The 15,084-nt window shown below is 58.3% G+C and carries 12 protein-coding genes; 9 read left to right on the top strand and 3 right to left on the bottom strand.

Going from position 1 to position 15,084, the window contains the following annotated elements:
• Positions 1-14: 14 nt before the first annotated feature.
• The gene (locus tag RWS31_RS04395) at positions 15-791 is read right to left on the bottom strand and encodes a DeoR/GlpR family DNA-binding transcription regulator (protein ID WP_314596402.1); all 777 of its coding nucleotides are present in this window, start codon (positions 789-791) and stop codon (positions 15-17) included.
• Positions 792-1,022: 231 nt separating this feature from the next.
• Here RWS31_RS04395 and RWS31_RS04390 point away from each other — a divergent pair, with 231 nt between their 5' ends.
• From RWS31_RS04390 to RWS31_RS04365, 6 genes are all read left to right on the top strand, one after another.
• A complete protein-coding gene (locus RWS31_RS04390) occupies positions 1,023-1,559 on the top strand; it encodes a biotin transporter BioY (protein ID WP_314596401.1) in 537 nt (178 codons plus the stop codon).
• Positions 1,560-1,601: 42 nt separating this feature from the next.
• Positions 1,602-2,285 (top strand): dethiobiotin synthase, encoded by a 684-nt coding sequence (gene bioD / locus RWS31_RS04385; RefSeq protein WP_314596400.1) that lies wholly within the window; start codon positions 1,602-1,604, stop codon positions 2,283-2,285.
• A 30-nt stretch (positions 2,286-2,315) separates the two neighbouring features.
• Positions 2,316-3,662, top strand: a complete 1,347-nt coding sequence (gene bioA, locus RWS31_RS04380) for an adenosylmethionine--8-amino-7-oxononanoate transaminase (RefSeq protein ID WP_314596399.1) — start codon at positions 2,316-2,318, stop codon at positions 3,660-3,662.
• A gap of 158 nt (positions 3,663-3,820) precedes the next feature.
• On the top strand, positions 3,821-4,234 hold the full coding sequence (locus RWS31_RS04375; RefSeq protein ID WP_314596398.1) for a mannose/fructose/sorbose PTS transporter subunit IIA: 414 nt from the start codon (positions 3,821-3,823) through the stop codon (positions 4,232-4,234).
• A 29-nt stretch (positions 4,235-4,263) separates the two neighbouring features.
• Complete coding sequence (gene pfkA / locus RWS31_RS04370; protein ID WP_314596397.1) at positions 4,264-5,223, top strand: 6-phosphofructokinase; 960 nt, start codon at positions 4,264-4,266, stop codon at positions 5,221-5,223.
• A gap of 20 nt (positions 5,224-5,243) precedes the next feature.
• Entirely contained in the window at positions 5,244-6,224 is a 981-nt protein-coding gene (locus RWS31_RS04365) for a diaminopimelate dehydrogenase (protein ID WP_314596396.1), read from the top strand.
• A gap of 276 nt (positions 6,225-6,500) precedes the next feature.
• Here RWS31_RS04365 and RWS31_RS04360 read toward each other — a convergent pair whose 3' ends face one another.
• Both RWS31_RS04360 and RWS31_RS04355 read right to left on the bottom strand, forming a co-directional pair.
• Positions 6,501-7,199 carry a hypothetical protein gene (locus RWS31_RS04360; RefSeq protein WP_314596395.1) on the bottom strand — a complete coding sequence of 233 codons (699 nt, stop codon included), beginning with the start codon at positions 7,197-7,199 and terminating at the stop codon, positions 6,501-6,503.
• A 334-nt stretch (positions 7,200-7,533) separates the two neighbouring features.
• Complete coding sequence (locus RWS31_RS04355) at positions 7,534-8,793, bottom strand: diaminopimelate decarboxylase (protein ID WP_314596394.1); 1,260 nt, start codon at positions 8,791-8,793, stop codon at positions 7,534-7,536.
• Positions 8,794-9,076: 283 nt separating this feature from the next.
• On the opposite strand from RWS31_RS04355, the gene RWS31_RS04350 reads away from it, so the two are divergent.
• The 3 genes from RWS31_RS04350 to RWS31_RS04340 all read left to right on the top strand — a co-directional run bounded on the left by RWS31_RS04350 (position 9,077) and on the right by RWS31_RS04340 (position 15,082).
• Positions 9,077-11,308 carry a DNA topoisomerase 3 gene (locus RWS31_RS04350; protein ID WP_314596393.1) on the top strand — a complete coding sequence of 744 codons (2,232 nt, stop codon included), beginning with the start codon at positions 9,077-9,079 and terminating at the stop codon, positions 11,306-11,308.
• Positions 11,309-11,351: 43 nt separating this feature from the next.
• Positions 11,352-12,767, top strand: coding sequence for a hemolysin family protein (locus RWS31_RS04345; RefSeq protein WP_314596392.1), 1,416 nt, complete (start codon positions 11,352-11,354; stop codon positions 12,765-12,767).
• Positions 12,768-12,853: 86 nt separating this feature from the next.
• The gene (locus RWS31_RS04340) at positions 12,854-15,082 is read left to right on the top strand and encodes a DEAD/DEAH box helicase family protein (protein WP_314596391.1); all 2,229 of its coding nucleotides are present in this window, start codon (positions 12,854-12,856) and stop codon (positions 15,080-15,082) included.
• Positions 15,083-15,084 lie beyond the last annotated feature (2 nt).

Below are 15,084 nucleotides of genomic sequence, written 5' to 3'. Positions count from 1 at the left end.
GAGTCCTTCCTTTTTCAGTCGATTTGCGGCAGGATGATGTCCACGCCGTAGTCCTCTGCCGTCTGGCATATATCGGCGGCGGGGCGCGAGTCGGTGATGAGCCCCGAGAGCGTGTCGAGCGTCACATAGTTGTAGTTGCCGTCCGAGCTGAGCTTTCTCGCTTCGGCGACGACGTAAGCACGCTTGGAGACGCGGATGATCGCCGCCTTGTTGATGCCGTCCTCGATGTCGTAGGTCGATACACTGTTTTCCTTGACATCGACGCCGACGGCGCCGACGAAGGCGATGTCGGGCTTCAGGCGCGAGATGAGGTCAAGCGTCATGCCGCCCCAGAAGCCGTCGCGGCTCTTGTTGATGACGCCGCCGACGAAGACGACGCGGATCTTCGGGTTCTGGGCGAGGATTGAGAGGATGTCGATCATGTTCGTGACGACGGTCAGCTCACGCTCGTCGTGCACGAGAAGCTCGGCAATCGCGAGGTTGCTCGTCGAGATGTCGAGGAAGACCATGTCATGCTCGTGGATGAGATGCATGGCGGCGCGCGCGATGCGGCGCTTGGCCTCGACGTCGATGTTGCGGTGCTTGCTGACCTCGACGGTGTGGGGATTCTCGCGTCGGATGACGGCGCCGCCGTAAGTGCGCTTGAGCCGCCCCTGTTTTTCGAGCGCACCGAGATCCTTGCGTATGCAGTCCTCCGTCACATGAAAACGGTCACTGAGATCCTTGACGCGCACCTTGCCGTCGCGTGCAAGGATGTCAAGGATGGCATCATGGCGTTCTACAAGAAACATATTCTCGCCTCCGTTGCTATTGGTTTATCGTATTTTTTCCAATTTTACCCGAAAGGAAAAAGTTTTTCAAGCCCTAAATTTTCTTTATGCCAGCGCATCAAGGTAAACTTTTCAAAAATGTTAAGTTGACAATGATCATGTAAGGGCGTATGATAAGGAAGATTTATGGAACGATAGATATGAAGGGGCGCTGGCGGATTCAGCGCTTCCCAAAGGGAGGGGTCAAATTTCATGAAAGTGAGAGAAATCGTTCTCTGTGCGCTCTTCATCGCGCTCGTCGCCGTCGGCGCCTTTATCCGCATCCCCGTTGGCACGGATGTCTACACGCTGCAGTTCCTCTTCACGCTGTTGGCGGGCGTCCTGCTCGGGGCGCGGCTCGGGGCTGTGGCGGTCGGCGTCTATGTGCTCATGGGGCTTGTCGGCATCCCCGTCTTTGCGTCGGGCGGCGGGCCGAGCTACGTTCTGCAGCCGACCTTCGGCTATCTCGTCGGCTTCATCTGTCAGGCGTATCTCACAGGTGCGCTCGTGCGCGGCGGCGAGCCGACCTTCGGGCGCGTGCTCGGCGCGTGCCTCGCGGGCATGGCGGTCGTCTATCTGTTCGGCATTTCCTACTTCTACATCGCGTCGAACTACATCGTCGATGCGCCCATCACGCTGTGGCTCGCGCTCTGGTACTGCGGCATTTTGCAGGTCATGCCGGACTTTTTGCTGTGCCTCGCCGCCGCTTTCATTGGCATTCGCTGCCGCAAGGCGGGACTTTGGCTCTGAGATGCATCGCTCGATGCTGTCTTTGCAAAGGAGAAAATTTTCATGGGAAAAGCATTGTTCATCACGGGAACGGGAACGGACATCGGCAAGACGTATGTGACGGGACTCATCGTCAAGCGCCTGAGGGAGGCGGGACTTCGCGCGGGCTACTACAAGGCGGCGCTGTCGGGCGCTGAGACGAGCGCGGACGGCTCACTCCTGCCCGGCGATGCGCTTCATGTCGCACGCACGGCGGCTCTGGCAGAAGACGAGGCAATCGTTTCTTATATCTATCGGGATGCCGTATCGCCGCATCTCGCCGCGAGAATCGAAAATCGTCCGATCGACTTCGGCAAGGTCGAGCGTGATTTTCGCGCGGCGAAGGAGCGATTCGACTATCTGACGGTCGAGGGCAGCGGCGGCATCATCTGCCCTTTGCGCTGGGACGAGCATGAACACGTCGTGCTCGACGACCTCGCCGTGCGCCTCGGCCTTTCGGCTCTCGTCGTCGCTGATGCGGGACTCGGCACGATCAACGCCGCTGTCTTGACCGCCGAGCACTTGAAGATGCGAGCCATTCCCCTGAAAGGATTCATCTTCAACAACTGGCAGGCCGGAGACGTCATGCAGGAGGACAACAAGAAGATGGTCGAGGAGATGACGGGGGCGCCCGTCGTCGCGTGCGTCGCGAAGGGGGCAGAGGAATTGCCTCTCGCGGCGGCGGCGCTCGCCGCGCTGTACGACTGAACATCCGAAAGCATAGAGGGAGAGGATTTCATGCCAACGATTGAAGAACGCGACCTTCGCCATATCTGGCATCCGTGCGCCCAGATGAAGGACTACGAGGAGCTTGCTCCCATGGTCATCGACCATGCGAAGGGCGCATGGCTCTATGATGTGCACGGCAAGGCTTATCTCGACATCGTCAGCTCGTGGTGGGCGAACCTCTTGGGGCATGCGAACGAGAAGATCAATGTGCGCATCAAGGCGCAGCTCGACCGCCTGGAGCACGTCATCTTTGCGAACTTCTCGCACCGTCCCGCCATCGAGCTGGCGGAGCGTCTCGCTGCGCTCGTGCCGGCAGGTCTCACGAAGTTTCATTTCAACGACAACGGCTCGTCCGCCGTCGAAGCGGCGCTCAAGATGGCGTTTCAATACTGCCAGCAGACGGGACGCACGAAGAAGACGCGCTTCATGTGCCTTTCTGAGGGCTATCACGGCGAGACGATCGGTGCGCTCTCCGTCGGCTCGATGGATCTTTTCGCCGAGATGTACAAGCCCATGATGATGGACAACATCCACGTCGAAGCGCCCGATTGCTACCGATGTCCTTTTCAAAAGACGCGCGAGACGTGTGCGTGCGAGTGTTTTTCCTATGCGGCAAAGGCGTTTTCCGAGCACGCCGAAGAGTGTGCGGCGATGATCGTCGAGCCGCTTCTGCAGGGCAGCGCGGGCATGCGAATCTATCCTGAGCTTTACCTCAAGAAACTGCGTGCGCTCTGCGACGAGCATGACGTGCTCCTCATTGCCGATGAGATCGCGACGGGCTTCGGCCGGACAGGCAGGCTCTTCGCAACGGAGCGTGCGGGCATTACGCCCGACATCATGTGCCTCTCCAAGGGCTTGACGGGCGGCTACATGCCGATGTCCATCACCATCGTCAAAGAAAAGATCTATGACGCCTTCTACGCGGACTGGAGCGAAGGGAAGGCATTCATGCACAGCCACACCTACGCGGGCAATCCGCTCGGCTGCGCGACGGCGCTCGCCGTGCTCGACATCCTCGACGAGGAAAATGTCCTGGAGAAAGCGGAAGAGACAGCTCTTTGGCTGACTGCACGCATGGAGGAAGTCTTCGGTGCGCACCGAAATGTCGGCGAGATCCGTCATATCGGCTTGATTCATGCCGTAGAGCTTGTCGAGGACAAGCGGGAGAAGCGCCCGTTCGACGCGAGCCGCCGCCTCGGCTACGCCATCTACCGGGCGGCTCTTCGTAGCGGCCTCCTGCTGCGCCCTTTAGGCGACGTACTCTACTTCAACCCGCCGCTCAACATCGAGAAGGAAGAACTTGACACCGCGATCTGCCGCATGAAACAGGCGATGGACGAGGCCTTGGAAGCGTAGCGTGAAATCCACCGCAAATATTGGAAAGAAAAGCCGCCGTCGCAGAAGATGCGACAGGCGGCTTTTTTTACAGGACATATAGGAAAAAATTTGCTATAATAAGAATGATAAGCGCTGGATTTGATGCTTGGGCAAAAGCTCAGCTGGGGGGTATGGATATGTTTGCAATCATCGTTGGCACGCACGGCCGGCTGGCCGAAGAGCTGCTCTCTTCCGTCGAGATGATCTTCGGCGAGGTGCAGAACACGGCGGCGGTCACGTTCCTGCCGGGCGAAGGGCCGGCCGACATCACGGCGAAGTACGAAGCCGCCCTGGAAAAGCTCGATACGTCGGGCGGCGTGCTCTTCCTCGTCGACATCTTCGGCGGTACGCCGTACAATGCCGCCTGCCGCATCGTCATCAACAACGAGCAGTACGGCATCGTCACGGGCGTGAGCATGCCGATGCTCGTTGACATGGCGAACACGCAGGCGATGGACGAGGGGACGGACATCCGTACGCTGATGGAGAAGGCGGCGGGCGTGGGTCAGAAGGGCATACGGCTCTTCCACGCGAGCGCAGTCAACAGCTGAAAAAAGGCAATAGGATAGGAGAGAGATACATGATCAGTACGATTGGTGTTGTGACTTCGGGCGGTGACAGCCCGGGCATGAATGCGGCGGCGCGCGCCGTCGTGCGCACGGCTATTTCCGAGGGCGTAAGGATTTTCGGCGTCTACGGCGGCTATACGGGGCTTTTGGACGGCGACATCAAGGAGCTTTCGACGCGCAGCGTCAGCGACCTCATTCAGCGCGGCGGCACTTTCCTCGGCACGGGGCGTTCCAAGCGCTTCCATACGGAGGAGGGGCGCAAGGAGGCGATGGAAAAGCTCAAAGAGCATGGCATCGAAGGCCTTGTCGTCATCGGCGGCGACGGCAGCCTCACGGGCGCGGCGCATCTCTCACGCCACGGCATGCCGATCGTCGGTCTGCCGGCGACGATCGAGAACGACGTCTGGGGCACGGACTACACGATCGGCGCTGACACGGCGGCGAACACGGTTCTGGAGGCCATCAACAAGCTGCGCGACACGGCGTCGGCGCATCGGCGCATCATCCTCATCGAAGTCATGGGCAAGAAGTCGGGCTGGCTCGCGATGATGGCGGGTGTCGCGGGCGGCGCTGAATACGTTCTCGTGCCCGAAGTCAAATACGATCTCGACGCGATCTGCACGGAAATCATGGACGCTTATGAGGCTGGAAAGAAGTACAGCATCATCGTCGTGGCGCAAGGGGCAGGCTCTGCTGTCGAGATGGGTAAGTTCATCGGCGAGACGACGAAGATCGACACGCGCGTATCCGTCTTGGGCTACATCCAGCGCGGCGGCGCGCCGACGGTAGAGGATCGCATGAAGGCGTCGCTTCTCGGCGAGCGTGCAGCTCTCGCCCTGATGTCGGGCGCGAGCGACATCGTCTTCGGCTTTGACATGGGCAAGGTCGTGAGTATCAATCTGCACGACGCCGTGACGAACCGCAAGACGCTCGATCCCGAGATCGTGCGCCTCGCACGCGTTCTCGCCTGATTTGGGAGGAAGAGAGAAATATGAAAATTGCCATTCTCGGCTACGGAAACCTCGGGCGCGGTGTGGAGTGCGCCGTGCGCGAAAACAGCGATATGGAGCTTGTCGCCGTCTTTACGCGGCGCGATCCGAAAGATGTGAAGATCCAGACGGAGGGTGTGCCCGTCGTCCGCGTCGAGGACATCGAGGCATGGAAGGACAAAGTCGACGTGCTGATCCTCTGCGGGGGCAGCGCGACGGATCTGCCCAAGCAGACGCCGCAGTATGCGAAGTTCTTCCACGTCGTCGACAGTTTCGATACGCACGCGAAGATTCCTGCGCACTTTGCTGCTGTAGATCAGGCGGCAAAGGCGACGAATCATGTCGCCGTCATTTCCGTCGGCTGGGACCCTGGGCTTTTCTCGCTCGCGCGCGTCTATGCGAATGCCGTCCTGCCGAACGGCAAGGACTACACCTTTTGGGGGCGCGGCGTCAGTCAAGGACATTCCGATGCCATCCGCCGCATTGCAGGCGTGAAGGACGCGAAGCAGTATACTGTCCCTGTGGTCAAGGCGCTCGCCGCTGTGCGCCGCGGCGACAATCCCGAGCTTACGACGCGCGAGAAGCACACGCGCGAATGCTTCGTCGTCCTCGAAGAGGGCGCGGACGCTGCGAAGGTCGAGAAGGAAATCAAGGAGATGCCGAACTACTTCGCCGACTACGATACGACCGTGTACTTCATCACGGAAGAGGAGCTGAAGGCAAGCCACAGCGGCCTCGCGCACGGCGGCTTCGTCATCCGCACGGGCGTGACGGGGCTTCATGGCGAGCACAAGCACGCGATCGAGTACAGTCTGAAGCTCGACTCGAACCCAGAGTTCACAACGAGCGTCCTCCTCGCGTATGCAAGGGCGGCATACCGCCTCGCAAAGGAAGGCGCATCGGGCTGCAAGACCGTCCTCGACATCGCCCCCGCCTACCTCTCGCCGCTTTCGGCAGAGGAGCTTCGGGCGAAGCTTTTGTGAGAAGTGAATATATTGTGAATGATGTAGCGCATAGAAGAAGGGCGCCGTCGGCTGACGGCGCCCTTCTTCTATGCGCTACATGGCGTCACATGCGATCATCGCCCCAGTGACTGGCGATAGTTGGTTCTCCTCCAGGAGAGGAGGTGATGCGCGTGACGCTTTACAATGAAAGTCCAAGAGGTCAAATCCGAAGGACGCAGACCGATTGGCTAGGTTTCTGTAAGGAGGACGCACAATGTCCACAACGTGGATGTTTGTGCGTGTAGTTTACTGTGATTATTTTTCAGAATCCTCGCGGAGTAGTATGGAATCGAGAAGATAATGTTCATGGTTGTCGATGTTCTTGTCATTCGGGTCGTAGTTTATCTGAATGAACCAAGTTCCCTTTTCCGAAGAGATGACCAAGACATCAAAAACAGTGTCGGCTTCTTCGATATTGGCTCGCATGGTGAGGTGTCGAGTAGGATGTCCGTCCTGTATCGTTGGTTCGTTGACAAGGATCTTCAGGTTCTTTATACGAGAGTTTTTCTGATACGAATGGATAAAACCATCGACTGTCTCTTGCAGTCCTTGTTCGGCAGGAACGTTGGTCTTGGCGTTGGGCGGGATGCGAAGGATGAGAACGGACATCGGCAATTGTACGCCTGCATTCAAAAAATTCGCGTTGATGAATGTAGTGACTCCGGTGGCAAGTTCGTAGACCGCGAATGGCTCGCCAAGAGGCGGCAGCTCCATGATGAGTTGCTCGTCGTGGGTGCGCAGAGCAATGGGCTCTAGTTCGAGCATCGACTCCGGGGTGATGGTCTCCCCTTCGGAAAGCGTGGATAAATCCTTTGGCATTTTCATGATTTTCGGAGGCGGAGTCTGATTGCCCGACTCGGCATGTTCTGCTGCCTGTGTCGGTGCTGTATAGCCTTCCGTTAAGAGAAGCAGAGCGCAGATGAGGATGCGCATACGGGATTTTGGAATAAACATGGAATCCTCTTTTCTTGTAATGAAAACTTAAGATCTACAGAATTTATAGAATACGAACGGAAAGTGCAGCGAGTGCAAAGACGCATTCTTTCACAAGAACTTGCCGTAGACTCGCTGCAATAGATCGTCAAAGTACTGCCGTTCTAATGCATATGTACTGTGCAGATCCAACGGCTTATTGATGGCGTCAAATCGAATATGCGCACCTTGGGTCTGATGAGAAGGGATCTGCAGGTAAACATTTTGTAATACACTCACGCCCTAGAGAAAGCTGAAAAAGATATGAGCTATGCGATGATCTTTTCATATCTTCGCATAGCCCTGTTGTGATACTCTACTTCATTAAACCGCCGGGGATGTCAAGGGTGGCGAAGTAGTCGCTCAAGGTTTCGGCGCGGCGGATGAGTTCGACGCTGCCGTCTTCTCTCAAAAGCAGCTCCGCACTTCTGAGCTTGCCGTTGTAGTTGAATCCCATGGCGTGGCCGTGTGCGCCGGTGTCGTGGATGACGATGCGGTCGCCGATGTCGATCTTGGGCAGTTTGCGGTCGATGGCGAATTTATCGTTGTTCTCGCAGAGCGATCCTGTGACGTCGTAGATGTGATCGCAGAAGGCGTCTTCCTTGCCGACGACGGTGATATGGTGATAAGCGCCGTAGATGGCAGGGCGCATGAGGTTCGCCATGCAGGCGTCGAGTCCGATGTAGTCCTTGTACGTCTTCTTTTCATGCAGCGCCGTCGTGACGAGCCAGCCGTAGGGTCCCGTGATGTAGCGCCCCGATTCGGTCTTGATGGCGAGTCCAGCGAGACCTGCCGGCTCGATGATCTTCTTATAGAGCGCCTCGATGCCGCTTCCGACGCGTTCGACGTCGATGGCTTCTTCTTCGGGGCGATAGGGAATACCGAAGCCGCCGCCGAGGTTGACGAATTCGAGCGAGATGCCGAGGCGCTTCTTGATTTCTACGGCGAGGTTGAACATGAGCTCCGCCGTGAAGAGAAAAGCTTCATTTCTAAGCTCGCTCGATATGACCATGGTGTGCAGGCCGAAGCGCTTGACACCCTTTTCGTGCGCGATCTTGTAAGCGTCGAAGATCTGGTGGTGCGTGAGCCCGTATTTCGCCTCGGTCGGCTTGCCGATGATGTCGTTGCCTTCGATGAGCGGGCCGGGGTTGTAGCGGAAGGAGAGGCAGTCGGGGAAGCCCGCGCACTTTTCGAGGTAGTCTATGTGGCTGATGTCATCGAGGTTGATGATGGCGCCGAGTTCGCGCGCCTTCTGGAATTCCTCGGCGGGCGTGTCGTTCGAGGTCAGCATGATCTCTTCGCCCTTGACGCCGGCGGCCTCGGAGAGGAAGAGTTCGGCGATGGAGCTGCAGTCTGTGCCTGCACCCTCTTCGTGCAGGATCTGCAAGAGACGTGGGTTCGGTGCAGCCTTGACAGCGAAGTGCTCGGTGAAGTGCGGCGCCCACGAGAAGGCTCGCTTGAAACGGCGGAAGTTCTCGCGAATGGCCTTTTCGTCGTAGATGTGAAAGGGCGTCGGATATTGTTCGATAATTTCCTCAAGCCTCTCATGGCTTACGGGGAAAACTTTTTCTGTCATAAGGATGCCTCCCAAAATGTTTCTGATGGAGTGAAAAGCCGCCTGTGTGGCGGCGCTGATTCTTTCGCCATTATAACAATGCTGCGCAGGGCTGTCAATGAAGGCGATTTGTGGTATAATAAAAGAAAATATTTGATTTGCATGAGAAGATACACGCACAAATGTCCGCTTTGTGGACAAAAGTGCACCGCCCTTAAGGAAAGTTACCCAATCAGCCTGCGCCTTCGGCTTGGCTTCTTGGACTTTTATAAATCATCGCTGCGCGAGGAAAGGAGGAGAAGCCTTGCGGCTCTACATTGCGGAGAAACCAAGCATGGGGCGCGAGATTGCAAAGTGCCTCGAAGGCCCTGTACGCTCGCACGACGGCTGGCTGGAAACGGCGGAAGGCGCGGTGACGTGGGGCTTCGGTCATATTCTGCGTCAGAAGGAGCCGGAGGAGTACAGCGAGAAGTACAAGTTCTGGCGCACGGAGGATCTGCCCATCGTGCCTGCCGAGTGGCAGCTTGTCGTCGCTTCGTCGGCAGCGCGGCAGTTCCGCATCGTCAAGGATCTCATCGCGCGTGCCGATGAGATCGTCCATGCGGGCGACCCCGACCGCGAGGGGCAGCTTCTGATCGATGAGGTGCTCGACTTCGTCGGTAATAAAAAGCCCGTCAAGCGCATCCTTCTGAACGCGCTCGACGAGAAGAGCATCCGCGAGGCGAATGCGGATCTTCGCGAGAACAGCGACTTCTACGCGCTCAAGCAGTCGGCGCTGGCGCGTGCCCGCGCCGATTGGCTCATCGGCATGAACCTTTCGCGCGCCTATACGCTCGCGGCACGCCGTGCAGGGCACAAGAAACTCGTTCTGCCCGTGGGCAGGGTCAAGACGCCGACCTTGGCGCTCGTCGTGCGCCGCGAGCGCGAGATCGAGGGCTTCAAGCCCGTTGATTACTTCGAGATTCGCGCGAAGTTCCGCCATGCAGACGAGGATTTCACAGCCGTCTGGAAGCCGCGCGAGGAGGAGTCGGGGCTTGACCGCGAGGGAAGGCTCGTCGACGAGGCAGCGGCGAAGACGCGCCTTGCGGGTTTCGCTGAGCCGCCTGCAGACGGGCGCGTGACGGAAGTGAGCCGCGCGAAGAAAACGGAGGGGCAGAGGCTGCCATTTTCGCTGTCGTCGCTTCAGGTGCTCGCGGGTAGGAAGTACGGCTACGAGCCGCAGCTCGTGCTCGATACGGCGCAGAAGCTCTACGAGAAGAAGCTCACGACATACCCGCGCTCGGACTCGGAATATCTGCCGCTGAACCAGCGAAAGGATGCGCCTGCGATCCTCGCGTATCTCAGGGACGGCGACGATGCGGCTCTGTCGCATTGGGCGGGCGGCGCGGACGCGAAGATCAAGAGCCGCGCATGGAACGACAAGAAGGTGACGGCGCACCATGCGATCATTCCGACGCGCGTGCGTGCGCGGCTTGGGACGCTCACGGAGACGGAACAGAACATCTACCGCCTGATCGCGCAGGCGTTCATCGCGCAGTTCTATCCCGAGCATGTCTACGAAAAGACGCGTGCGGCTCTCGACTATCACGGCGAGGTATTCGCTGTGAATGGGCGGCGCGAGATTCAGGCGGGCTGGCGTGCCATTTACCGCACGACGAAGAAGGGCGCGGGCGAAGAAGCTGATGCGGACGATGTAGACGGCGAAGAAGACGGCGGCGTCCTGCCGCCCTTGAAGAAGGGCGACGTGGTCGCGTACGCAGGCGGCGCGCTCAAGAAGCGTGCGACGAAGCCGCCGCCGCGCTTCACGCCGGCGACGCTTCTACAGGGCATGAAGGAGATCCACAAGTACGTGCTTGACCCCGAGGCGAAGAAACGCCTGAAGGATGTCTACGGCATCGGCACGGAGGCGACGCGTGCGGCGATTATCGATGACCTCATCAAGCGGCGCTTCCTTTTGGCTAAGGGCAAGAAGAAGTTGCTTTATCCGACCGATACGGCTTACATCCTCGTCGATGCCCTGCCCGATGATCTCGTCTATCCCGACGCCACGGCGCTTTGGGAGGATAAGCTGCATTCGATGGCAGACGGTGAGGGCACGCTCGAAGAGTTTCTTTCGGCGCAGGTCGCTTTCACGCGCCGCCTTGTGGCGAAGGCGCTCGACGCGAAGATCGAGCGCGGGGGCGAGCATCCGTGCCCACGCTGCAAAAACGGCGTCCTCGTGAAGCGCAGCGGCAAAAATGGCGACTTCTGGGGCTGTTCGAACTACCCACGCTGCCGCATGAGCTGCGATGACAAGGAGGGAAAGCCCGATCTCGACTCGCGTGCGCCACGGGCAGCGTCGGCGAGGTCTGCACCGTCTCGCGCAGGTCAGAAGGATGTGCGCCCTGCCCGCAGTTTTGGTGCACCTGCGCTTTCGGAGGAGGAGATGGCGGCGTTCCTCGCTGAGTATGCGCCGCTGCCGTCTGCACAAGAGATGATGAATTCCCCTTCGGACGGCAAAAAGGGAGCAGGAAAAGCAAAAGCGGTTGTAGAATAAACGAAAGTAAGATATGTCAGTGCATTTTGATGGGGGAGAGTTCTTGGAAGATCCTTTTTTATTGTCTTTGAAAATTCTTGTCGTCTTTCTGCTGGTCTTCGGCAATGCGTTCTTCGTTGCGGCGGAGTTTTCCATCGTCAAGATGCGCAGTTCGCGGCTCGACGTACTCATCGCCGAGGGCAACCGCCGCGCATCGTATGCGAAGAAGCTGGCCGATCGACTTGACGTGGCGCTTTCTGTCACGCAGCTTGGCATCACCATCGTCTCCTTGGGCTTGGGCTGGCTCGGCGAGCCTGTCGTCGCTTCCTTGCTGCATCCGGCATTTTCGTGGTTCGGCGTGCCCGAGAGTGCGGTTGAAACCGTCTCTTTCGCCATTGCGTTCTTCCTCATCACCTCGCTGCACATCGTGGGCGGCGAGCTGATTCCGAAGAATGTCGCGATCCGCAAGGTCGAGAGTGTCGCGCTCACGGTCGCCTTGCCGCTCCTCGTCTTCCAGCGCATCATGTATCCTTTCGTCTGGCTGCTGAATCACGTCGCGAACTGGGCGGAGGAACGCATGGGCTTCTCCGTCGTGACGAAGGAGGAGGATGTGGCGCATACGGAAGAGGAGATCCGCGTCCTCATGGAGGAAAGTCATCGCCAAGGCTTCATCGATAAGACGGAATTGGAATTTGTCGACAACGTCTTTGACTTCGCCGATCTCTCCGTGCGCGAGATCATGATTCCGCGCACGGACATGGTCTGCCTCGATCTTGAGGACTCCTTGGAAGAGAGCATTGAGACGGCGATGGAGGAGAGGCTCACGCGCTATCCAATCTGCGACGGGGGCAAGGACAACGTCATCGGCTTTTTGCATATCAAGGACTTTTTACAAACGCTCTACAAGAAAGAAGCACCCGATCTTCGGAAGCTCGCGCGCCATGCGCTCATCGTGCCCGAGGCCATGGCCGTCAGCCGCCTTTTGCAGACGATGCAGCAGGAGCGCTCGCAGCTCGCCATTGTCGTCGATGAGTACGGCGGCACGGCGGGCATGGTCACGATCGAGGATGTCATCGAGGAAATCGTGGGAGATATTCAGGACGAGTTCGATACGGATCGCCCGCTGGTGGAAAAGAAGGGCGCGTGCCTTTACTCCGTCGACGCCAAGATGCTCTTGGAGGAGCTTGAGGACATCTTGGAGGTCGTGATTGACGAGGAGGAGATCGACAGCGTGGGCGGCTGGCTCTCGGCGCATGTCGACAACCCGCCTCGTATTGGGCAGAAGGCAGCGTTTGGTGATGCACAGTTCTTCGTCGAGGAAACAGAAGGCGTGCGCATCACGCGCGTCCTTTGCCGCCTCGGACACGAACCGCAGAAGGAGCATGATGAGATCGTCGATCTCACGCAGTCGCGCAAGACCGACGGCATAAGATATATGAGCGGGCGTCGCAGGGATGGAAAGGGCGTTCGCGCGAATTGAGATTCTCGTAAGTCTCGTAAGGGAAGCCGGGGCTGGCGCAGGAGATGATTGCGCAGCAGCTCGATTAGGGAAAGAACGGTGAGGACATGGCATCAAATTTTGATTTCCTGATGGTGCGAAAGGATTACAAGGCGATCGTGAAGACGGCGATGGAGGCGGAGCGGCGCTTTGGCACGTCATACCCGGAGTGTGCGATCTTGGCGGAGCGTGCAGTGAAGCTGGCGGTGCACTGGATGTTCACGCACGATGCAGGACTCGCACTGCCGTATCGCGAGGCGATCGCCCGCCTCATTCATGAACCGACGCTCAAAAAGCTCCGTCCGGCTGGAATGAATTATCTTGTGCATTACATCCTGCATCTCGGCAATGTCGTCGCTTATCGCGGCATGGACGTCTCACGTGAGGAGGCCTTGCTCGCGCTGCGCGGACTGCATGTAGCCCTTTCATGGTTGGCGGCGTGCTACGAGGAAGGTTTTTTGCCGACTCCTTTCAATGAGAGCCTTTTGCCAGCGGGCGGCAAGGAATACAATGCGAATCCTCTGAAACTCCTGGAGCTCTACAAGGAGCCGTTCGAAGGCGGCGCTCTGCTGCCGCGACGCAAGAAGAACCGCGAGGCTTCGGAGAAGTTTGCCGCTCTGCGGGAAAAAAACAGGAACGGCAGCGTCGTCAAGGTGTCCGCCGACCTCCTTGCCGAGACGCGCGGCCGCTACATCCTGGTGGATAGTGCGCAGGCGGGATGGACTTTGGGTGAGGACTTCTTCATGAACGCGCAGATCGAGGGCGCGGGGAAAAAGGCGCCGTCTGTCGACATCCTCTTTACCGATGCCGAGAAGAAACCGCTGGCTGTCATGGCGGTCAAGGCAGCGGAGCATTCCGCAGAAGACGGCGTCACTCAGGCAAAGGAATGGGCATCGCTCATGGAACAGAGGTACGGCGAGCGGCCTTATATTTTTCTTCTGCGCGAGGGAGGATACTGCTATCTGGATGAGGCGAGCGGCACATTGCGTCCGATTCATGGATGCTTTTCGCGTGCCGGTTTGGAGCGGCGCCTGTGCTTCCGCCGTCTTTACGATCCGGACGGACATCCCGACCTTGCCGGAGACATTGTGAACCGCCCGTATCAGCGGGAGGCCGTCTGGCGCATCTGCGAGGACGTGCATCGGGGCGTGCGTCGGCTTCTCGTTTCCACGCCGCCGGGCACAGGGAAGACGCGCATGGCGGCGGGCGCCATTGAGGCGCTGCTCCACCAGAAAGCCGTCGGCAAGGTACTCTACCTTGCTGATCGCGAGGAACTTGTGCATCAGGCCTACGAGCAGTTTCGCATGCTGCTTCCCGACGCGAAGCTCGTCGATCTCCTAGGCGATGTGCGCGAAGAGGCGCAGGCAGACATCGTTTTCGCGACGGCGACCATTATGATGGACGCTGTGAACGAGAGTCGGACAGAAACGGGAGCGCGTCTCTATGATCCGGCGCACTTCGATCTCGTCGTCATCGACGAATCACATCCGAGCATCTACGACGATCATCTTGTCATCCTCAACTACTTCGATGCGATCCTCTTGGGTTTCTCGTCGCTTCCACCGACAGCTCCGGGTGAAGCGGAGGTCTATCGCTTCTACGACCTTGCGCCGGGCAAGCCGACCTTTGCCTATAGTTTGGCAGAGGCGCTGCGCGATGGATGGCTCGTCGACTTCACGCTGCGCGACGAAGCGCCCGAGGGCATCATGGAGCCGCACCTTCGCTATGCCGATCTCACAGAGGAGCAGCGAACGATCGCGGAGATGGAGTATTCTGATACGGGCGTGATCGTGAGCAAGGATTTCGACGTGCCAGCCGTGAACAATTGGCTCTTCAGCGAGGAAACGATCCAGACGATGCTCGAAAACCTTTTGCAGCATGGTCTCAAGATGCCGGACGGCAAGCTCGGCAAGACGATCATCTTTGCGAAGAACAGTCTGCAGGCGAAGGCAATCGCCTTCATTTTCCAGCGTCTCCATCCCGAGTACGGTGCAGACTTCATCCGTGCGCTCGATGCCCGTACACCCGATCTTGCCGAAGCGGTGCAGGCTTTTTCACTGTCCGATGAGCAGTTGACGATTGCTGTTTCCGTCGATGTCTTGGACACGGGCTTTGACATTCCTTCTGTTGTGAATCTCGTCTTCTTCCGCAAGGTGCATTCACTGAGCAAGTTCAGCCAGATGCTTGGCAGGGGCATGCGCTTCTGCGCCGACTTGAACGGTGAGGGAAAGGACAAGGACAAGTTTCTCGTCATTGACTATTGCAAGAATTTTGCATTCTTCGATATGAAGAAGTGAGG

The sequence above is a fragment of the uncultured Selenomonas sp. genome, from assembly GCF_963528755.1.
In the GTDB taxonomy this organism is placed as follows: domain Bacteria; phylum Bacillota; class Negativicutes; order Selenomonadales; family Selenomonadaceae; genus Selenomonas.
Note: the sequence above shows the minus strand (reverse complement) of the source record. Positions and strands in the feature narration are given on the sequence as shown.